This window comes from Mesorhizobium sp. P2_E7 (assembly GCF_056403855.1).
In genome coordinates this window covers 3061130-3082303 of sequence record NZ_JBFUER010000001.1, presented here as the reverse complement: position 1 = coordinate 3082303, position 21174 = coordinate 3061130, and the positions used below count along the sequence as shown (strand labels likewise).

Annotated in this window: 16 protein-coding genes; 13 read left to right on the top strand and 3 right to left on the bottom strand. The window is 63.2% G+C overall.

The genetic code is table 11. The features are described 5' to 3' along the window. The first annotated feature begins 8 nt into the window (after positions 1-8). Positions 9-1046, top strand: coding sequence for a zinc-binding dehydrogenase (locus AC1DYC_RS15115; RefSeq protein WP_477407456.1), 1038 nt, complete (start codon positions 9-11; stop codon positions 1044-1046). 26 nt (positions 1047-1072) lie between these two features. Next, positions 1073-1570, top strand: a complete 498-nt coding sequence (locus AC1DYC_RS15110) for a hypothetical protein (protein ID WP_477407455.1) — start codon at positions 1073-1075, stop codon at positions 1568-1570. Positions 1571-1599: 29 nt separating this feature from the next. On the opposite strand, the gene AC1DYC_RS15105 is transcribed toward AC1DYC_RS15110, so the two are convergent. The 3 genes from AC1DYC_RS15105 to AC1DYC_RS15095 form a co-directional block, all read right to left on the bottom strand. Beyond that, positions 1600-4731: an efflux RND transporter permease subunit gene (locus tag AC1DYC_RS15105; protein ID WP_477407453.1), complete on the bottom strand. Its 3132-nt coding sequence runs from the start codon at positions 4729-4731 to the stop codon at positions 1600-1602. Then, positions 4728-5885 (bottom strand): efflux RND transporter periplasmic adaptor subunit, encoded by a 1158-nt coding sequence (locus tag AC1DYC_RS15100; RefSeq protein WP_477407451.1) that lies wholly within the window; start codon positions 5883-5885, stop codon positions 4728-4730. The genes AC1DYC_RS15105 and AC1DYC_RS15100 overlap by 4 nt, the downstream gene beginning before the upstream one ends. Before the next feature lie 169 nt (positions 5886-6054). Beyond that, complete coding sequence (locus tag AC1DYC_RS15095; protein WP_477407449.1) at positions 6055-6882, bottom strand: MurR/RpiR family transcriptional regulator; 828 nt, start codon at positions 6880-6882, stop codon at positions 6055-6057. A gap of 146 nt (positions 6883-7028) precedes the next feature. Between AC1DYC_RS15095 and AC1DYC_RS15090 the strand changes: the two genes are divergently transcribed. The 11 genes from AC1DYC_RS15090 to AC1DYC_RS15040 all read left to right on the top strand — a co-directional run bounded on the left by AC1DYC_RS15090 (position 7029) and on the right by AC1DYC_RS15040 (position 21128). Further along, a complete protein-coding gene (locus tag AC1DYC_RS15090) occupies positions 7029-7847 on the top strand; it encodes an N-formylglutamate amidohydrolase (protein WP_477407447.1) in 819 nt (272 codons plus the stop codon). A gap of 19 nt (positions 7848-7866) precedes the next feature. After that, entirely contained in the window at positions 7867-9411 is a 1545-nt protein-coding gene (locus AC1DYC_RS15085; RefSeq protein WP_477407445.1) for an amino acid permease, read from the top strand. Positions 9412-9489: 78 nt separating this feature from the next. Next, positions 9490-11046: an amino acid permease gene (locus AC1DYC_RS15080; RefSeq protein ID WP_477407443.1), complete on the top strand. Its 1557-nt coding sequence runs from the start codon at positions 9490-9492 to the stop codon at positions 11044-11046. A gap of 86 nt (positions 11047-11132) precedes the next feature. Next, positions 11133-12503, top strand: a complete 1371-nt coding sequence (locus tag AC1DYC_RS15075; RefSeq protein ID WP_477407441.1) for a glutamine synthetase family protein — start codon at positions 11133-11135, stop codon at positions 12501-12503. Between the two features lie 132 nt (positions 12504-12635). Next, positions 12636-14024, top strand: a complete 1389-nt coding sequence (locus AC1DYC_RS15070; protein ID WP_477407439.1) for an aldehyde dehydrogenase family protein — start codon at positions 12636-12638, stop codon at positions 14022-14024. Between the two features lie 17 nt (positions 14025-14041). Next, positions 14042-15214 (top strand): iron-containing alcohol dehydrogenase, encoded by a 1173-nt coding sequence (locus AC1DYC_RS15065; RefSeq protein WP_477407437.1) that lies wholly within the window; start codon positions 14042-14044, stop codon positions 15212-15214. 242 nt (positions 15215-15456) lie between these two features. Beyond that, on the top strand, positions 15457-16563 hold the full coding sequence (locus AC1DYC_RS15060) for an ABC transporter substrate-binding protein (RefSeq protein ID WP_142866056.1): 1107 nt from the start codon (positions 15457-15459) through the stop codon (positions 16561-16563). 63 nt (positions 16564-16626) lie between these two features. Next, positions 16627-17541 (top strand): ABC transporter permease, encoded by a 915-nt coding sequence (locus AC1DYC_RS15055; RefSeq protein WP_112559240.1) that lies wholly within the window; start codon positions 16627-16629, stop codon positions 17539-17541. Further along, positions 17538-18329, top strand: a complete 792-nt coding sequence (locus AC1DYC_RS15050; RefSeq protein ID WP_112559241.1) for an ABC transporter permease — start codon at positions 17538-17540, stop codon at positions 18327-18329. Before AC1DYC_RS15055 ends, AC1DYC_RS15050 begins: the two co-directional genes overlap by 4 nt. 30 nt (positions 18330-18359) lie before the next feature. Continuing rightward, positions 18360-19424, top strand: a complete 1065-nt coding sequence (locus tag AC1DYC_RS15045) for an ABC transporter ATP-binding protein (protein WP_477407435.1) — start codon at positions 18360-18362, stop codon at positions 19422-19424. A 150-nt stretch (positions 19425-19574) separates the two neighbouring features. After that, on the top strand, positions 19575-21128 hold the full coding sequence (locus AC1DYC_RS15040; RefSeq protein WP_477407434.1) for a cation:proton antiporter: 1554 nt from the start codon (positions 19575-19577) through the stop codon (positions 21126-21128). Positions 21129-21174: the final 46 nt, after the last annotated feature.

The window sequence follows — 21174 nt, the reverse complement described above, 5'->3', positions numbered from 1 at the left end:
AGCCCGCCATGGCCATCCCCTCCGAGATGAAAGCGCTGTTGCTGACCGGCGACGGCTACACCAGGACGCCGACCGGCACCGTGCTGGAGGCGATGGAGCCATATCTTGTGCCGGGCAGCATCGGCGTGCCGACGCCCGGGCCGAGCCAGGTGCTGATCAAGGTCAGCCTTGCCTCGATCAATCCGTCCGATGTCATGTTCATCAAAGGCCAGTACGGCCAGCCGCGCGCCAAGGGCCAGCCGGCCGGCTTCGAGGGGGTTGGCACCATTGTCGCCACCGGCGACGAGCCTTATCCGAAAACCCTGATCGGCAAGCGCGTCGCCTTCGCCACCGGCGTCACCAATTGGGGTTCCTGGGCCGAATACGCGGTCGCCGAAGCCGCCGTCTGCATCCCGTTGCTCGACACGGTTCGCGACGCGGACGGCGCCGCATTGATCGTCAACCCACTGACCGCGATCGCGATGTTCGACATCGTCAAGGAGGCTGGCGAAAAGGCCTTCATCATGACCGCCGGCGCCAGTCAGCTGTGCAAACTGATCGCGGGCCTCGCCAAGGAGGCAGGATATCGGCCGATCGTCACCGTGCGCCGCGACGAGCAGATCCCGCTCTTGAAGGAGATCGGCGCTGTCCATGTGCTCAACGAGAAGGCGCCGGATTTCAAGGCCGCGCTGCGCGAGGTGGTCAAGACCGAACAGCCGCGCATCTTCCTCGACGCGGTGACCGGGCCGCTGGCCTCGATCATTTTCGACGCCATGCCGAAGCGCGCGCGCTGGATCATCTATGGCCGACTCGATCCCGACACCACTGTCATCCGTGAGCCCGGCCAGCTGATCTTCCAGAACAAGCATATTGAGGGCTTCTGGCTGGTCGAATGGATGCGCCAGTTCCGCGACAAACGCGGCCCGGCCGTCATGGAAGCGCAGAAGCGCTTTTCCGACGGCCGTTGGTCGACCGATGTGACGGCGGTGCTGCCGCTGGACGAAGCGATGGCGAAGGTGCCGGCGGAACTCGCCAAGCCGAACGGGAAGGTGTTTATTAGGCCATAGATCAGACGAGTTCGAGGTTTCTCCCTATGAAGCAGCTATGGTTCGTTGCAGTCGTCCTCACGTCGATGGCAGGTACGATTTCTGCCGACGCCGCCGACAAGTTCCCGCCTTCCTGGCGCAAGTCGATGACCAACGATCCGAGTACAAACTTCTTTCTCAAGAAATATTCGGCAGCCCTGGACGATCCTGCTGCGACGGCAGTCAGAAATATCGTGCTGGCGCGAGAACTCGGTTCGGAGTGCCAGTCGTCCAAACTCAACAAGGCCAAGCTCAAAGCATATGGCGACAGCACGCTCGGTGGGCTTTCGCCTGACGCCCTCAAGGCGGCAGCGTTTCAAACCGGCGTTGCACTGCGCGGCTTCGACTATCAAGATCTCGCTCACCTCTGTGCCGGAATAGACTATCAATTCGGGCCGAAAGGAGCACTGATCGCGGGTGCCATATCACCGGGGAAAGGTGAGCCAAAGCGCCGCTACGACCCGGCCAATCCGTACATCCAGCTGCCAGAGTTCACTGGTCAATAGTGCAGGCGCACTATTGACAGGAGAGCCAACTATTCCGCCGGCTCGACATTCGTATAAGCCGCCTCTTCCAGTTCGCGCTTCAGCCTTGCTTCTTCATGCGTCTTGGGCGTGACGAAGCGGCCGAGCAGGAGATAGGCGACCGGGGTCAGGAACAACGTCGAGACGGTGGCCAGCCCCAGCCCGCCGACGATGACCCAGCCAAGCGCGATGCGTGCCTCGGCGCCGGCGCCGGCGGCCAGCACCAGCGGCACGCCGCCGAGTATGGTGCAGATCATCGTCATCATCACCGGCCGCAGGCGGATGATCGAGGCCTGCTCGATCGCTTCGCGCACGCCCAGCCCACGGTCGCGAAGCTGGTTGGCGAATTCGACGATGAGGATGCCGTTCTTGGCCATGACGCCAACCAGCAGCACCAGGCCGATCTGGCTGTAGGCGTTGAGGCTCGTGCCTGACAAAAGCAGCGCAAAGATCGCGCAGGCGAGGCCGAGCGGCACCGTCGCCATGATGATGACGGCGCTGACGAAGCTTTCGAACTGCGCGGCAAGCACCAGAAGGATGATGACCAGCGCGAAGCCGAAAATGGTCACCATGGCGCTGTTGGTCTCGCCCAGTGTCGCGGCTTCCGCCAGCGGCAGGATACGGCTGCCGGGCGGCAACAGCGGCGTGGCGATCTGTTCGGCGACACCGAGCGCATCGCCAAGCGCGAAATTGCCGTTCAGATTGGAGGTTATCGCCACCGAGGGCTGCTGCTGCTCGCGCGTCAGCGACGGTGGCACGGCGCGCTCGGTCAGCGTGGCGATGGTCGACATCGGCACGAAGCGGCCGTCGGCGGTTTTCAGGAAGATGTTTTCAAGATCGGTGGGATCGTTGATCGGGTTGGTGGTCGAGACCAGCTTCACGCCGTAGCTGCGGTCGGCGATATAGACATCGACGACATCGTTGCCGTCGAGCATCGCCTGCAAGGTGTTCGCAAGCCCGGTGATGTCGATGCCGAGATCGGAGGCACGCTCGCGGTCGATGGCGACCGCCAGCTGCGGCTGCGTCGGGTCGACGGAAAGCCGCGGCGTCTGGAAGCGCGGGTCGGCCTGCATCTGCGCGATGATCTTGACCGCGGCATTGCCAAGCGCCTTGCGGTCGTTGCCGACCAGCGCGAACTGGAGGCCGTTGCCGGCGCCTCTGATACCGAGGCTGTTGGCCTGGACCGGGAAGATGCGCACGGATGGCACCTGGCGGGTCAGCTGGCTGATCTGAGCCATGATTTCCTGCTGGCTGCGCGCGCGCTCGTCCCACGGCGCCAGCGTCATCACCATGAAGCCGGAGTTGTAGGCGCCGTTCTGGCCGGCGTTTTCGAAGGTACTCACGATCTCGCCGGAATCGCGCAACGGCTGGATCAGCCGCTCGATCTTCTGCATCTGCTGCGTGGTGTAATCGAGGCTGACGCCTTGCGGCGCGTTGATGCGCAGAAGCACGACGGCGCGGTCCTCGCTCGGCGTCAATTCCTGGCGGATGGTGCCGAACAGACTGAAGGCGACGCCTGCAAACAACACCGCGACCAGAAGCACGATCCACGGCGCGCCAAGGCAGGCATGCAGGCCACGCTTGTAGGCCGAATTCAGCGCGCCGCCGATGCGCGCGCCAATGCCATGGCCGCCTTCGTGGTGGGGCGATGCGCCGGTCAGCATGCGCGAGGCCAGCATCGGGCACAGCGTCAGCGCAACAACGCATGAGAGCAGCACCGACATGGCAAGCACGAAGCCGAATTCGCGAAACAGGCCGCCGGTCTGTCCGGGCAGGAAGGAGATCGGCACGAAGACGGCGACCAGCGTCAGCGTCGTGGCGATGACGGCGAAGAACACTTCCTGGGCGCCGAGCACCGCGGCGGCGCGGGGTCCCATGCCTTCATTGCGCCGTCGCACGATGTTTTCAAGGACGACGATGGCGTCGTCGACGACCAGGCCCGTCGCCAGCACAAGCGCCAGCAAGGTCAGGATGTTGATCGAAAAGCCGGCGAGGTAGATGGCGGCGATGGTGCCGATCATGGCGACCGGCATCGACAGGCCCGGGATCAGCGTCGCGCGCCAGTCGAGCAGAAAGACATAGATGACGATCAGCACCATGGAGATCGACAGGCCGAGCGCGATCTCGACCTCATGCACGGCGCCGTTGACGAAGACCGCGTCGTCGCTGGTGATCTTGATCGACATGCCCTTGGGCAGGTTCTCCTGCAATTTGGCGACGGCCGCCTTCACGCCGGTGGAGATATCCAGCGTGTTCGATTCCGCCTGGCGGATGATGCCGAGGCCAATGCCGGTCTTGCCGTCGGAGTGCAGCGAGGTCTGGCCGATATCGGGGCCAAGTGTGACGGTGGCGACGTCGCGGATGCGCGTCGTGCCGCCGATGATGATGTTTTCGAATTCTTCGGGCGTCGTCACATCGGCTGTGGTGCGAACGATCAGGTCCTGGTTGGTGGTGGTGATCGAGCCGGCTGGCGAATCGAAGGCGACAGAGCCAAGTGCCGCCCGCAAATCCGCGACGGTGAAGCCGAGGCTCGCCAGCTTGTTTTGATCGACATCGATGCGGAAGATCTTGTCGCGGTCGCCATAGACCTGGACGTCGGCGACGCCCGGCACGGCGGCCAGCTCGTCCTCGATCTGGTCCTGGACGATCACCGTCATGTCCTGCACCGACATGGTATCGGAGGTGACGGCCAGCCGCATCACCGGATCGGAATTGGCGTCGGCCTTGACGATGCGCGGCGGATCGGCGGTCTCCGGTATCATGTTGGCGACGCGGCCGACGGCGTCGCGCACGTCGGAAGCAGCGACATTCAGGTCGACGCCGTCATTGAACTCGATGGTGACGCGGCTCTGGCCGAAGGACGAGGTCGACGAGATCGACTTGACGCCGGAGACGCGCGCCACCGCGCCTTCGATCGTGTCGGTCAGTTCGCGGTCGACGGTTTCGGCGGCCGCACCCTCGAATACGGTCGACACAGTGACGACGGCGCGGTCGACATCGGGCAGTTCGCGGATCTCGACGCCGTAGAAGGCGGCAAGGCCGGCCACCGCGATCAGCGTGTTGAGCACGAACGCCATGACCGGCCTGCGGATGAAGAGCGCGGTGAAGCCGGTTTCGCTGGCCGCGTTTGTGGTCGTGGTCATGAGCCTTCGGCGGCGTTCGCGGCGCGCTGGCCGGCGATGCGGACCTCGCCGCCCTCGCTGACGCTCTGGGTGCCTTCGGTGACCACCATGTCGCCATCCTCGATCTCGGCGTCGATCAGCACCGTCTCGGTGTTGCGCTGGATGATGCGCACGGGAACGCGTTTGGCCTTGCCGTCCTCGACCTGCCAGACATAGGCGCCGTCCGAGCCCCACAGGATCGCCAGCGGGCTGACGGCCGGATAGGTGTCGCCGGGGAAGCGCATGGTGATGCCGAACGACATGCCGGCGCGCAACGAATCCGCCGGATTGGCGATCGCGGCCTTGACCAGAAGGGTGCGGCTCTTTTCGTCGATGTGGTTGTCGATGGCCGACACCGTGCCGGTATAGGCTTTGCTCGGATTGGCGATCGGCGTCGCCGACAGTTGCGCGCCGATCTTGACGGCGGCGGCAAAGCGCTCGGGCACCAGGAACTCGACCAGGATGGAAGAGCGGTCGTCGAGCGTGGCGATTGCTGACTGGCTGGTCACGTAATTGCCGGCCGAGATCGGCAGGATGCCGACCGTGCCCGCTATCGGCGCCACGATCGAACGGCGCTGCAAGGCGAGTTCGGCATCCTGCAGCGCCAATTTGGCGCCGGCCAGCACCACTTGGGCATCGGCGACGGCGACCGGGGTCGCGGCGTTGGAGGCCCTCAGCGATTTCACCCGCTCGAGCTTGTCCTGAGCATCCTGCAAAGCAAGCTTGGCGCGATCCTGGGCGATCACCTCGGTTTCGGAATCGAGGACGGCAATGATCTGCCCTTTGTCGACACGGGTGCCGGACTGGACGAGGAATTCAACGAGGCGGCCTGAGCTGTAAGGGTTGACCGTGACCGAGGCGTTGGCGCGGCCGGTGCCGATCGCCTGCAAGCGATCGTTGATGGTGGCAGTGCCTGCCGGCAAGGCGACGACATTTGCCGGCCGCCCGGCAGCGTTACGACCGCCTGCCTGTTTCGTCTTGTCGACCGCGCCGGTCGTAGCGGGTGCCGAGGCGTAGGCCCAATCGATGCCCCAGCGAGCCAGAACTTCCGGCGCGCCCGGAAAGAAGCGCGCCCAGGCGAGGGCAGCCGCGACCAGGATCACGAGCGCAAGAACGATCTGTTTCCAGGCGGCCATCGGCACTCCGGTTGGCAAAAACGTCTTCCGGTTTTCAAAACGCAAAACCCCGGCGACGCACCCCTCACTGTGCGAAGCCACGCAATATCATGGCTTTATGGCAATTCTGCCGCGGCCATGCACATCAAATCTGCGTAACGTTGCGCGCCAGCGGCGGGGATTGAGGCTGTCAGCGTAGGCCTTCCAGGTCGCGGATGCGCTTGGCGCTGTCGGCCTCGAGTTGCCGGGTGACGGCGCCGATCAGCGTCTCGGCGACGACGAACAATGCCGCCGAGGAATCCCAGGCCGAGGGCACGGCGGTGCGCCCGGCGATGACATGGCGGGCGAAGCGGGCGATCGGCGATAGCCACTGGTCGGTGAACAGCACGATCTGCACGCCGCGCTGGTGCGCCGTTTCGGCAAAGCGCACCAGGCTGTCCTGGTAGCGCCTTATGTCGAAGATCACCAGCACGTCGCGCTTGCCCATGTCGATCAGACGGTCGCGCCAGATGCTCTCCTGGCCGGCGAGGTGATAGACATCGGGCTGGATGATGGCGAGGTGGGCGGCCATGTAGCGCGCCAGCGGGTCGGTGAAGCGGCCGCCGATCAGAAACGTCTTGCCGCGCCGCTCGGCGAGCCTTGCCGCGATGTCGGCAAGCTGCCGGTCGGAGAGATGCCGGAAGGTCTCGCGCATGTTTTCCAGCGTCGCTTCCAGCATCGGCGATACGGCACTGCCGCCCGGCGAGGCGGGGTTGAGCGTGCGCGATGCCGGCGACTGCAATTGCGCCGCCAGTTCGTCCTGCAGTGCCGACTGGAATTCGGGATAGTTCTGGAAACCCAGCCTGGAGACGAAGCGCAGGATGGTAGGCGACGACACGCCGGCGGCGGCGGAGAACTCGGCGACCGTCTTCAGCCCGATCAACGGATAGTTGGCAATCAGCGTCTGCGCGGCGCGGCGCTCGCCGGCCGGCATCGTGCCGATGCGGTCCGAAATCAGTTCGGCAATGCTGGAAATCATGGTTTTCCCCCGCCCTTGGCCCGGTCCGTCATGCTTCCCCGAAATCGCATTTGACAAAGCCTGACAAACTGTATGAAATCATCCACAGGGACGCAATGAGGCAAAATACGTAACATAAGATACAGCGCTCCCCAGGGGACGGCAGTATGGAGAGAGCACGGCCCGCCAGCCTTGCATCGTCTGATACCGTAAGGGTGACGAACCCCGGCGGGTCCAGCCCTTTCGTGCTGACCTGCGACCACGCTTCCAATTTCCTGCCGGCCGAATTCGGCACGCTCGGCCTGAGCGCCGAAGATCTTTCCCGCCATATCGCCTGGGACCCCGGCGCGCTGCCAGTGGCAAGCCGCATGGCTGAAGCGCTCGATGCGACGCTCATCGAAACCCGCATCTCGCGCCTCATCATCGACTGCAACCGTCCGCTCGACGCGCCGGACCTGGTGCCGCCGGTCAGCGAGACGACGATCATTCCAGGCAATGCCGGCCTGTCGGACAGTGAGCGCGCCGACCGCATCGCTTTGTCGTGGCGCCCCTTCCATGACACGATCGACAACATCATCGACGACCGGCTGGCGCGCGGGCAGGAAACGCGGCTGGTGTCGGTGCACTCGTTTACCCCAATCTACAAAGGCAAGAGCCGGCCCTGGCACATCGGCATCATCCATGATGACGACCGCCGGCTGGCGTCGCCGCTGATAGCGGCGCTGCAGCGCCTCGCCGGCGTTACAGTCGGCATCAACGAACCCTATTCGCCGGCCGACCGCGTTTACTTCACCCTGGAGCGCCATGCGCGCTCGCGCGGCCTTGCCTGCGCAATGATCGAAATCCGCAACGACGAGATCTCCGGCGAGACCGGGCAGCGGAAATGGGCGGATCTGCTCACCGGCATCTTTTCTGATCTGGAACCCGAGGAGGCCAAGGGTTCCCGGCGACACGCAATGGGAAAATCAGTTCAATCGGCCAGCTAGAAACACGAGGGGAACGAAAATGGCAGGACCGGATACATCAGACCATGAGAGGTCGGAGGACGTAAAAACCCTCCATAGCATGGGCTACGCCCAGGAATTGGCTCGCCGCATGAGCGGCTTCTCGAACTTCGCGATTTCCTTTTCGATCATTTGCATTCTGGCGGGCGGCATCACCTCCTTCCCGCTGGCCATGGCGACCGGCAGCGGCTTCGAGGCGACCGTCGGCTGGATCATCGGCGGCGTCTTTGCGCTTATCGTGGCTGCGTCGCTTGGCCAGATCGGCTCGGCCTACCCGACGGCCGGCGGTCTCTACCACTGGTCGTCAATTCTTGGCGGGCGCGGCTGGGGCTGGGCCACGGCCTGGATCAACCTGCTCGGGCTGATCTTCGTCGTCGCCTCGGTCAATGTCGGTGTCTATGCACTGTTCAAGGACCTTGTCTGGTCCGGCGTGTTCGGTCACGACGTCTCCGCCTGGGGCTACCAGGAGCAGGTGATCGGCGTTGTGATCATCACTGTCGCGCAGGCGCTGATCAACCATTTCGGCATCAAGCTCACCACCATGCTGACGGATTTCTCGGGCTACCTCATTCTGGTCGTCGCCGTGGTGTTGACCGCGATGTTCCTGATCTGGGGCGCAAGCTGGGATTTCTCGCGGCTCACCACCTTCGTCAACAACACCGGTGATCCGGGCGCCGGATACGTTCCCACCGCACGGACGGCACTCGTCGCCTTCCTGATCGGCCTGCTCTACCCACTCTATACGATAACCGGCTTCGACGCTTCGGCCCATACCTCCGAGGAGACCCACAATGCCCGCGTGGCAGTGCCGCGCGGCATGATCCATTCGGTTCTGTGGTCGCTGGTCTTCGGCCTCGTCATGGCCGTGTCTTTCGTGCTGGCCAGCCCCGATCTGGCGGCAACGGCCAAGGACGGCGCCAATGCGTGGTTCAATCTCTTCAACAACCTGCCGGCACCATTCTGGCTGAAGAGCATCATTGCCATCGCGATCGTGCTGGCGAACTTCATCTGCGCGCTCGCCGGACTGACATCGACCTCGCGCATGATCTTTGCTTTTGCGCGTGACGGCGGCCTGCCCGGGTCGTCGGTGTGGAAAACCGTCAGCCCGACATGGCGTACGCCGGTGGCGGCAATCTGGCTCGGAGCGGTGCTTGCAATCGCGGCGACACTGTACTCGCCGGCCTTTGCCGCACTGGCCGCCGGCTGCGCATTGTTCCTCTACGTGTCCTACGCCATGCCGGTGGCGGCTGGCCTGCTTGCCGAGGGCAAGACCTGGACCGAGTTCGGTCCGTTCCGCCTCGGCGTCTGGTCCAAGCCATTCGCCGTCATCACGGTGCTTGGCGTTCTGGTGCTGATGTATGCCGGCATCCAGCCTCCATTCGACATCCTGATCAACTATGCCATCGGCCTGATCGTTCTGCTCGTGGTTCTGTGGTTCGGCATCGAGTCGCGCCGCTTCAAGGGCCCACCGATCGGCGCCGATATCGCTCGCCGTGCGGCGGAGATCGCGGCTGCGGAAAAAGCCGTTGGCCAGACGGCCGGCTAACAGCAAGACTAAATGCTCCGGCCGGCGCAAGCCGGCCGGAGCAGGGCCCGCCAGCTAAGAACGCAAAGGGGACTTCAAATGGCAGCACCGGGTTATTCAGACGTCGACAAGGCGGAGGACGTAAAGCACCTCCACAGCATGGGCTATGCCCAGGAACTGGAGCGGCGGCTCAGCCGCTTCTCGAACTTCGCGGTTTCCTTCTCCATCATCTGCATCCTGTCGGGCGGCATCAACTCGCTGGCGCAGGCAACGTCGGGCGCCGGCGGCATCGGCATCGGCATCGGCTGGCTGGTCGGCTGCTTCGTCTCGCTGACCTTCGCGGTCGCCATGTCGCAGATCAGCTCGGCCTATCCAACGGCCGGCGGCCTCTATCACTGGGGTTCGATCCTCGGTAACCGCGGCACCGGCTGGGTGACGGCCTGGCTCAACCTTTTGGGACTGATCACCGTGCTCGGCGCCATCAATGTCGGCACCTGGACGTTCTTCGTCGGCGCCTTCGGACCGACGCTCGGCATCGAGGGCACGCTGACCAACCAGATGATCTTCCTGGTCATCATCACCGGCGCCCAGGCACTGATCAACCATCTCGGCATCAAGCTGACGGCTAAGCTGACAGACTTTTCGGGCTATTTGATCTTTTTCGGCTCGATCCTGATCGCGGTCGTCTGCCTGTTCTCCGCCGAGACCTGGGACTTCAGCCGGCTCTTCACCTTCCACAACTATTCGGGTGAGGCCGGCGCCAGCGTCTGGCCGTCGGTCTCGAATGCCTGGGTGTTCGCGCTTGGCCTGCTGCTGCCGATCTATACGATTACCGGCTACGATGCTTCGGCGCACACCTCGGAAGAAACCATCAAGGCGGCTTCATCAGTGCCGCGTGCGATGGTCATGTCGGTCATCTGGTCGGCGGTGTTCGGCTATTTGTTCCTGGCCGCCTTCGTGCTGATGATCCCGAACATGGACGACGCCGCCAAGCAGGGCTGGAACGTGTTCTTCTGGGCCTTCGACCAGCGCGTCAGCCCCGGCCTCAAGGAGTTCGTCTACCTCGTGGTGTTCATCGCCCAGCTGCTGTGCGGCCTCGCAACCGTCACCTCGGCTTCGCGCATGATCTTCGCCTTCTCGCGGGACGGCGGCCTGCCTGGCTCGGCGGCACTGGCCAAGGTCAGCCCGACCTACCGCACGCCGGTGGCGGCTATCTGGACGGCATCGATCCTGTCGGTGCTGTTCGTCTGGGGTTCGACGCTGGTCTCGGTTGCCGGGACCTCGGCCTATACCATCGTCGTGTCCTGCACCGTCATCTTCCTGTTCCTGTCCTTCACCGTGCCGATCGTGCTCGGCATGCTGGCTTGGGGCACGCCGAAGTGGGACAAGATGGGGCCGTGGAACATGGGCCGCGCCATCTTCATGCTGTTCGGCGTTCTCTCGATCGTCTCGATGATCCTGATCTTCGTCATCGGCATCCAGCCACCGAACGACTGGGCGCTCTACATCACCGTCGGCTTCTTCATCCTGACGGCGATCGTATGGTTCGCTTTCGAACGCAACCGCTTCCAGGGTCCGCCGCTCGGCGACATCATCGCGGCGCGTCAGGCAGCGATCAAGGCAGCCGAACAGGCGGTCGGCGAAACCGGCCACTGACGTCATCCATCACGACCATGGCCGGCCTCGCGCCGGCCACGGTTTCGTTTACCCCTCTCAACGACCAGCGCTGGAGTGCCAAAGGAATGGCCGGAAATTTCTCGTTCGATCAGTTGAAGAAAGCGGTCTCCAATGGCGAGATCGACACGGTGCTCGCCTGTATCGTCGACATGCAGGGCAGGCTCGCGGGAAAGCGTTTCCTGGCGCAATATTTCGTCGATTCCGCCCATGACGAGACGCATGGCTGCAACTATCTCTTGGCCGCCGACATCGATATGGAGCCGGTGCCTGGCTACAAGGCGGCAAGCTGGTCGAAGGGCTATGGCGACTTCGTCATGAAGCCGGATCTTTCGACGCTGCGGCGTCTTCCGTGGCTGGAAAAGACGGCGCTGGTGATCTGCGACGTGCTCGACCACCACACGCATGACGACCTGCCGCATTCGCCGCGCGCCATCCTGAAGAAGCAGGTCAAGCGGCTCACCGAGCGCGGCTATATCGGCTACTTCGCCTCCGAGCTCGAATTCTATTTGTTCAACGAGACCTATGATTCCGCTCGCAAGAAGCACTGGCAGGGTCTCGACACCGCTTCGCCCTATATCGGCGATTACCAGATCGGCATCACCACCAAGGAAGAAGGCGTCATGCGCCGGCTTCGCAACGAGATGGAAGCAGCCGGCATCCCGATCGAGAATTCCAAGGGCGAGTGGGGCCCGGGCCAGGAAGAGATCAATGTGCGCTATGCCGAGGCGCTCGACATGGCCGACCGCCACGTCATCCTGAAGAACGGCGCCAAGGAGATTGCCGAGTCCGAAGGCAAGTCGATCTCCTTCATGTCGAAATACAATTACGGGCTCGCCGGCAATTCCAGCCACATCCACAATTCGCTGTGGAGCGCCGACGGCAAGGCGCCTTTGTTCTTCGACAAAAAGGCCGACTGGACGCTGTCGACACTCGGCCAGCAATGGGCAGCGGGGCAGTTGAAATACGCCAAGGAGTTCACCTGGTTCCTGGCGCCCTACATCAATTCCTACAAACGCTTCCAGGCCGGCACCTTCGCGCCGACCAAGATCATGTGGAGCGAGGACAACCGCACCGCCGGCTTCCGCCTGTGCGGCGAGGGCACCAAGGGCATCCGCATGGAATGCCGCATCGGCGGTGCCGATCTGAACCCTTATCTTGCTTTCGCCGCGCTGATCGCGGCCGGCCTTGCAGGCATCGATGAGAAACTCGAATTGCAAAAGCCCTTCGTCGGCGATGCCTACCAGGCCTCGCGCCTGCCGGAGATCCCGAAGACGCTTCGGGACGCCACCGAGACGCTGGCCAAGTCGAAGATGCTCAAGCAGGCGCTCGGCGACGACGTGCTCGAACATTATGTCCACACCGCCAAGTGGGAGCAGTTCGAATACGACCGCCGGATTACGGATTGGGAACTGCACAGGGGGTTCGAGCGGTACTAGGGTAGCCTGCGAACGTCGGCTGCCTCCCACTCTTTCCCCGTTGAGAATGGGGAAAGAGTGCGCCAGCGTTGGAGCGGGGCAGCGCCAAGCCATGTCATTCTTGATTGTTGTAAAAGTACGAGGACTTACAAAATGACCGAAACGGTCAAACTCAAATCCCCCATCGATGGTTCGATCTATGCCGAGCGGCCGATCGCGACCGATCAGTCGATCAATGCCGCGGTCGAGCGCGCCAAGGCGGCGCAGGAGAAGTGGGCGCTGACGCCGATCGTCGAGCGTGGCAAGTACATGCTGGCGATGCTGGAAGCGCTGGTCGCCATGACCGACGAGATCGTGCCCGAGATCGCCTGGCAGATGGGGCGCCCGGTGCGCTATGGCGGTGAGTTCGGCGGCGTTAGGGAACGCACAAATTACATGGTCGAGATCGCTGAAGCTGCGCTGAAATCCGTGCCAGCTTCCAATCCGAAGGATGGTTTTCGCCGCTATGTGAAAAAGGATCCGCTCGGCGTCGTCATGGTGATTGCGCCGTGGAACTATCCTTATCTGACCGCGGTCAACACCATCGTGCCGGCGCTGATGGCCGGCAACACCGTCATCCTGAAGCATGCGGCGCAGACGCTGCTGGTCGGCGAACGGTTCCAGCAGGCGTTCGACAAGATCGGCCTGCCCAAGGGCGTGTTCCAGAATGTCGTGCTCAACCATGCCCAGACCGAGAAGCTGCTCGGTTCCGGCAGGATCGACCATGTCAACTTCACCGGCTCGGTCGGCGGCGGCCGCGCCATCGAAAAGGCTGCGGCAGGCACCTTCATGACGCTCGGCCTCGAGCTCGGCGGCAAGGATCCGGCCTATGTGCTGCCCGACGCCAAGCTCGATCATGCGGTGGCCAATCTGGTCGACGGCGCTTTCTACAATTCCGGCCAGTGCTGCTGCGGCATCGAGCGCGTCTATGTGCATGAAAAGGTCTACGATCAGTTCGTCGAAGGCTTCATTGCCGAGACGAAGAACTATGTCGTCGGCAATCCGCTGGAGCAGGCGACGACAATGGGGCCGATGGCGCAGGCGCGCTTTGCCGACCTGATCCGCGAGCAGAAGGCCGAGGCGCTGCGCAAGGGCGCGGTGGCACATATCAATATGAAGGTGGCTAACGATAAGGCCGGCTCGCCCTACCTGGCGCCGGAAGTTCTGACCAGCGTCGACCACCAGATGAGCGTCATGCGCGAGGAAAGCTTTGGCCCGATCGTCGGCATCATGAAGGTGCGCAATGACGAGGAGGCGATCGCGCTGATGAACGACAGCCCCTACGGACTGACCGCTTCGATCTGGACCGGAGACATCGAGCACGCGGTGGCGATCGGCGACCGCGTCGAGACCGGCACCGTGTTCATGAACCGCTGCGACTACCTCGATCCGGCGCTGGTGTGGACTGGCGTCAAGGACACCGGCAAGGGTGTTGCCCTGTCGGCGCTCGGCTATGACAACCTGACCCGGCCGAAATCCTTCCACCTGCGCGAAGCCATCTGATTTTTGAAAGACAAGACATGTCCAAGCTGATCTCCAAATGGAACTATCCGACCACCGTCCGCTTCGGCGCCGGGCGCATCAAGGAATTGCCCGACGTGCTTGCGGCCACCGGCATCAAGCGGCCGCTCTTCGTTACCGATCCCGGGCTGGCCAAGCTACCGGTCGTCGCTTCGACCCTAAAGATTCTCGACGACGCCAAGGTACCCTATGGCGTGTTCTCCGAGGTGAAGCCGAACCCGGTCGATTCCAACCTCACAGCCGGCATCGCCGTGTTCAAGAAGGGCAAGCATGACGGCGTCATCGCCTTTGGTGGCGGCTCGGCCCTCGATCTCGGCAAGCTGATCGCCTTCCAGGCCGGGCAGACAAGGCCGGTGTGGGACTTCGAGGATGTCGGCGACTGGTGGACGCGCGCCAATTCCGACGCCATCGCGCCGATCATCGCCGTGCCGACCACCGCCGGCACCGGCTCGGAAGTCGGTCGCGCCGGCGTCATCACCAATGAGGCGACGCACACCAAGAAGGTCATCTTCCATCCGAAACTTTTGCCGGCAATCGTCATTGCCGATCCGGAACTGTCGGTCGGCATGCCCGGTTTCATCACCGCCGGCACCGGCATGGATGCGCTCGCCCACTGTCTCGAAGCCTATTGCGCGCCGGGCTACCACCCGATGGCCGACGGCATCGCCGTGGAAGGTGTGCGCCTAGTGTTCGAGAACCTGCCCAAGGCCTATGCCAACGGCAAGGACCTCGTGGCCCGCGCCCATATGATGAGCGCTGCGGCCATGGGCGCTGCCGCCTTCCAGAAGGGGCTGGGCGCCATCCATTCGCTGTCGCATCCGATCGGCGCGCTCTACGACACCCATCACGGCATGACCAATGCGGTGTTCATGCCTTATGTCCTGGCCTTCAACCGGGACTCGATCGAAGAGCGGATCGCTCGGCTTGCCGCCTATTGCGGCATCAAGGGCGGCTTCAACGGCTTTGCCAAAGCGATCATCAAGCTGCGCAAGGAGCTCAAGGTGCCGCATGCGCTGCCCGGTCTGATCAAGGGGCTCGATATGGACAAGAAGCGCAAGGGGCTGATCGCCGACATGGCGGTGGTCGATCCGACCGCCGGCGGCAACCCGGTCAAGCTGACCAAGAAGGCGGCGCTGACGCTGCTTGAGAACGCCATAGCCGGCACTGTGTGAGGCGGCTAGCGGCGCCGGAAGTGATCTGGAAACGAGGGGAAAGGAAAGGGCAAGGGGGCAAAGGGCAAGGCAATAAACCATTAGCCGGGAAATTAAGTGGAGGCTGATTGCTACAGCCCGTTAAAAAGAGTTAACTTTTCGTACCGCCGGGCGCCAGTTTCAAAAAGCTTTCATCTGGCTGTCATATGAAAAAGATACCGCATCGCAGGCGTCCAGCGACGCCAGTTCAACGGAGAGAACACATGTTCAAGTTTACGGGGAAAGTGCTTTCCCTATCGGCCGTCGCCCTCATGGCGACCTCTGCTATCTCATCGGCCCAGTCCATGGATGAACTGGTTGCCGCGGCGAAGAAGGAAGGCCAGCTCACCACAATTGCGCTGCCGCATGACTGGTGCGGTTACGGCGCCGTCATCGACGGCTTCAAGGCGAAGTATCCGGAAATCACCGTCAACGAACTCAACCCCGATGCCGGCTCTGGCGACGAGGTCGAGGCGATCAAGGCCAACAAGGACAACAAGGGCCCGCAGGCTCCCGACGTCATTGATGTCGGCCTGTCCTTCGGCCCGACCGCCAAGGCCGACGGCCTTATCCAGGCCTACAAAGTGTCGACCTGGGACTCGATCCCGGACAGCGCCAAGGATGCCGACGGTTTCTGGACCGGCGACTACTACGGCGTGCTGTCCTTCCTGGTGAATAAGGATCTCGTCAAGGAAGCACCGGCTGACTGGGCTGACCTGCTGAAGCCGGAATTCGCCAACACCGTGGCGCTTGCAGGCGACCCGCGCGCCTCGAACCAGGCCATCCAGGCCGTCTACGCGGCCGGCCTTTCAGGCGGCGCGGCTGCCGGCGAAGCTGCCGGTACCGCCGGCCTCGACTTCTTCAAGAAGCTCAATGCCGCCGGCAATTTCGTGCCGGTCATCGGCAAGCCGGCGACCCTGGCTCAAGGCCAGACGCCGATCCTGGTGACCTGGGATTACAATGCACTTGCCGGTCGCGACACGCTGAAGGGTAATCCGCCCGTCGACGTCGTCGTGCCGAAGACGGGTGTCGTTGCCGGCGTCTACGTGCAGGCTATCAGTGCTTTCGCACCGCATCCGAACGCTGCCAAGCTGTGGCTGGAGTATCTCTACTCCGACGAAGGCCAGATCGGCTGGCTGAAAGGCTATTGCCACCCGATCCGCTTCAACGATCTTGCCAAGAACGGCAAGCTCCCGGCGGACGTGATGGCCAAGCTGCCGCCGGCTGAGGCTTACGCTGCGGCGGTGTTCCCGACGCTGGACGAGCAGGGCAAGGCAAAGGAAGCCGTCACCAAGAACTGGGATGCCGTCGTCGGCGCCAACGTCAAGTAAGGCTTGAAGCCAACCGGGCGGCCTCGCGGCCGCCCGGTTTTCCTCGGAGACGGTAGCCGGCGCATGACAGATCTCTCGCTTTCCGATCACGCAGTCGCCGGGAAGACCGCGCCCCCCAGCGAGGCGCGCGCATTGCGACTGCCGACGCAATGGCTCGGTGTCGCGCCATTTTTCATCTTCGCAATCATGTTCCTGATCTTGCCCACGCTCTATCTGATGCTGGGCGCATTCCAGAACGATGCCGGCGAATTCACGTTCGAAAACATAGCGGCGCTGGCGCAGCCATCGATTGTCGCCGCCTACTGGATCTCGCTCAAAGTCAGCCTTTCCTCGGCGCTGATCGGTGCCTTCGCCGGGCTCGCCATCGCCATCGCGATCGTGCGCGGCGGCCTGCCGGAGTGGATACGCTCGGCAACGCTAACCTTTTCCGGCGTTGCTTCCAATTTCGCCGGCGTACCGCTGGCCTTCGCCTTCCTCGCGACACTGGGACGGCTCGGTCTCGCGACGGTGCTTCTGAACACGGTGTTCGGCCTCAACATCTACGCACACGGCTTCAACATCCTGTCGTTCTGGGGCCTGACGCTGACCTATGTCTATTTCCAGATCCCGCTGATGGTGGTCATCATCACGCCGGCGATCGACGGTTTGAAGAAGGAATGGGGCGAGGCCGCCGCGACGCTCGGCGCCACCCAGGCGCAATACTGGCGCATGGTGGTGATCCCGGTGATCTGGCCCAGCTTCCTCGGCACGGTCATCTTGCTCTTCGCCAATGCCTTCGGCGCTATCGCCACCGCTTATGCGCTGACCGGCTCCTCCCTCAACATCGTGCCAATCCTGCTCTATGCGCAGATCCGCGGCGACGTGCTGCACAATGCTCATCTCGGCTATGCGATCGCCTTCGGCATGATCGTCATCACCGGGCTCGCTAATGTCTTCTACATCTGGTTCCGGACGCGTTCGGAGAGGTGGCTGAAATGAAGTCCGGCAAATTCTGGGCCTGGGTCGTCTTCGCGCTGGGCGCGGCCTATTTCTTCATTCCGCTGATCGCAACCGTGGAATTTTCCATGCGCATGCGGCGCGGCGCCTATTCCTTCGATGCCTATCAGATCGTGCTTGGCGACCCTCGTTTTCAGGCGACCTTTGGCTACTCGGTGCTCGCCGCCGTCTTCACCATCATTCTCGGCGTGTTGATCGTGGTGCCCGCCGCCTACTGGATTCGGCTGCGCCTGCCGCAACTGCGGCCGATCGTCGAGTTTATCACGTTGCTGCCGCTGGTCATTCCGGCCATCGTCATCGTCTTCGGCTATATCAGGATGTACGGTTCGAATTCGCCGCTGCCGTTCCTGGCGACCGACATGGGTACAAATGCCTTGCTGGTCATCGGTTATGCGATGCTGGCGCTGCCCTACATGTACCGCGCCGTCGATACCGGCCTTCGCACCATTGATGTCAGGACGCTGACGGAAGCGGCGCAGATTCTGGGCGCCGGTTGGGGCACGATCATTGGTCGAGTGATCCTGCCCAATGTGCTGATCGCGGTGTTGTCGGGCGCCTTCCTCACGTTCGCCATCGTCATCGGCGAGTTCACCATGGCCAGCCTGCTCAATCGGCCCGCCTTCGGCCCCTATCTGCAAAACGTTGGCGCCAACCGCGCTTATGAGCCGGCGGCGCTTGCCATCATAGCCTTCGCCATCACCTGGGGCTGCATGTCGCTGATCCAGATCCTGTCCCGGTTCGCGCCGAGATCGGCGAACCGCCCGAACTGATCGACAAAGTACTGATCGAAAGAAAAAGCCATGGCCGAACCATTCCTCTCCATCCAGCATGTGCGAAAATCCTTCGGCGCCACCACTGTGGTCGAGGATTTCAATCTCGATGTCGAGCCGGGCGAATTCGTTTCCTTCCTCGGGCCGTCCGGCTGCGGCAAGACCACCGTTCTGCGGATGGTCGCCGGTTTCGAAGAGCCGTCGGCGGGCAAGATCGTCGTTGCAGGCAAGGACATCACGAGGCTGAAGCCAAACCAGCGCAATGTCGGCATGGTGTTCCAGGCCTATGCACTGTTCCCCAACCTGACGGTGGCGCAGAACATCGGCTTTGGACTGAAGGTCGCCGGCATGCCCAGGGCGGACATCGATAGACGCGTGGCCGAGATGCTCGACATCATCAAGCTGCCGCAGATGGCCGACCGCTATCCCTACCAGCTCTCCGGCGGCCAGCAGCAGCGCATCGCGCTGGCGCGTGCGATTGCGCCGAAGCCGAAACTGTTGCTGCTCGACGAACCGCTGTCGGCACTCGACGCCAAGGTGCGCGTGTCACTGCGTGAGGAAATCCGCTCGATCCAGAAGAAGCTCGGCATCACCACCATCTTCGTCACGCATGACCAGGAAGAAGCGCTATCGATCTCCGACCGCATCGCCGTCATGTATGGCGGCAAGGCCGAGCAGGTCGGCACGCCGTTCGAGATCTACAATCGCCCGGCAACCAAGTTCGTCGCCAATTTCGTCGGCACGCTGAACGTGCTCGAAGGCAAGGTCACCGATGCCGCGGCCGGCACGGTGCAGGTCAACACGCAGGAGGTCTCGCTCAAGGGCAAGCTCAACGGGTCGAAGTCCGGCGACATGCTGTCTCTGGCGCTGCGGCCGGAGGCGATTTCGCTGGGGCGCCAGCCTGGCCGTGACTCCAGCCTGTCAGGCGAAATTTCCGAAGTGCACTTCCTCGGCTCGGTCATCCGGGTTCGCGTCGGTATCGGCGGTAACACGGTCTCGCTCGACACATTCAACAGCCCGGCAACGCCGCCGCCGGCAGTCGGCGAGAAGGCCGAGATATCGTTCTCGTCGAGCGACATGCTGGTGCTGCACTAATAAAAGCAGCATCCTCAGGAAAACTGAGGCGGTCGATTCAAGCCGGCGCGATGAGCGGCTGCGGGCCAGAGGCGGGCGTTTGCTGGACAATCAACAGCATCTTGCCATCCGGCCACTGCCCACAATGCCGCTTCGCCGCTACGATGGGCCATGGCTCTTTTCGAACTGACCCTTGTCCTGCTTCTGGCTGCCGTCGCGCTGACGGCGCTGTCGCGGCGGCTGGAGATTCCCTATCCGTCCTTGCTGGCTCTAGCCGGGGTCGCGATTGCCTTCGTGCAAGGCGCGCCGACGATCGAGATCGATCCGGAACTGGCGCTTGCGCTGTTCATCGCGCCGGTGCTTCTCGATGCCGCCTATGACACTTCGCTGCGCGACCTGAAACGCTACCGGCTGTCGCTGGCATTGCTGGCGCTTGGCGCCGTGGTCTTCACCACCGTGGTGGTTGCCTTTGTCGGCTGGAAGATGGCCGGCCTGCCGATCGCGGCGGCGATCGCGCTCGGCGCCATCGTCGCGCCGCCGGATGCAGTGGCGGCGTCTGCCGTGCTCAGCCAGTTCAAGGTGCCGCACCGCATCACCGCCATCCTGCAGGGCGAGAGCCTGCTCAACGATGCCACGGCACTCTTGATCTACCGGCTGGCGGTTTCGGCCGCGCTCGGCACGATCATGCTGAGCAACGCCATTCCGGTGATCCTGCTGGCAACGATCGGCAGTCTGGTCGCGGGCTATGTGTTCGGCCGGATCTCGCTGCTGACGCTTGGCCGGATCGAGGACGCGGCGAGCAGCACGGTGGTGCAATTCGCTGGAACCTTTGCTGTCTGGATCATCGCCGACAAGCTCGGTCTTTCCGCCATCATCACCATCGTCGTCTACGCCATCACCATCGCACGCAGGGCGCCGCGCCGCATGTCCGCCAGACGCCGCGTCAGCACCTATTCGGTCTGGGAGTCGGCGGTGTTCGTGCTCAACGTGCTGGCCTTCGTGCTGATGGGCCTGCAGGCTCGCTCGATCGTCGGCCGTCTCTCAGGCGATGGACAGGGCGAAGCCTTTCTCTTCGCGGGAACCGTGCTGGTGGTCGTCATCGTGGCGCGGCTGGTCTGGGTCGGGAGTTACGTCGCCATCATCCGATGGCTTGCCCGCCTCGGCAGCCAAGAGGCAAGGCGCGATCTGCCGACATTTGGCGGCGCCGTGCTGGTCGGCTGGTGCGGCATGCGCGGGCTGGTGACGCTGGTGGTGGCGATTGCCCTGCCGGCCGATTTTCCCCACCGCGACCCGATCGTGCTGGCCGCCTTCGCAGTGGTTCTGGGCACGCTGGTGGTGCAAGGCATGACCCTGAAACCGCTGCTGCGCTGGATCAACTTCGCCCCGGACAGGACGATCGACAACGAGGTGGCGCAGGCCCGCGCGGCCATCATGCAGGCAGCCCTCGACGTGTTGAGCCGCAAGACGTCAGCCGCGGCGGCTGTCGTGCGCGAGCAGTATGAAGCGCAGCGCGTGATCGCGGAAAACCCGGACGACGCTCAAGCCGCAACCGAATACGACCGGCTCCGCCTCTACGCCATCAACCGCCAGCGCGACACGCTGGAGGAATTGCGCCGCAACGGCACGATCGGCGACGAGGCTTATCATCGGCTGGAGGAAGAGATCGACTGGGCGGAACTGGCGGCGTCGCCGGCGGGAAGTTTTCAGCCGCTCACCACTTGGTAAGCTGGCCCAGCGCCGTTGCCGCGGCGGTCCATTGCAAGCCTATCGC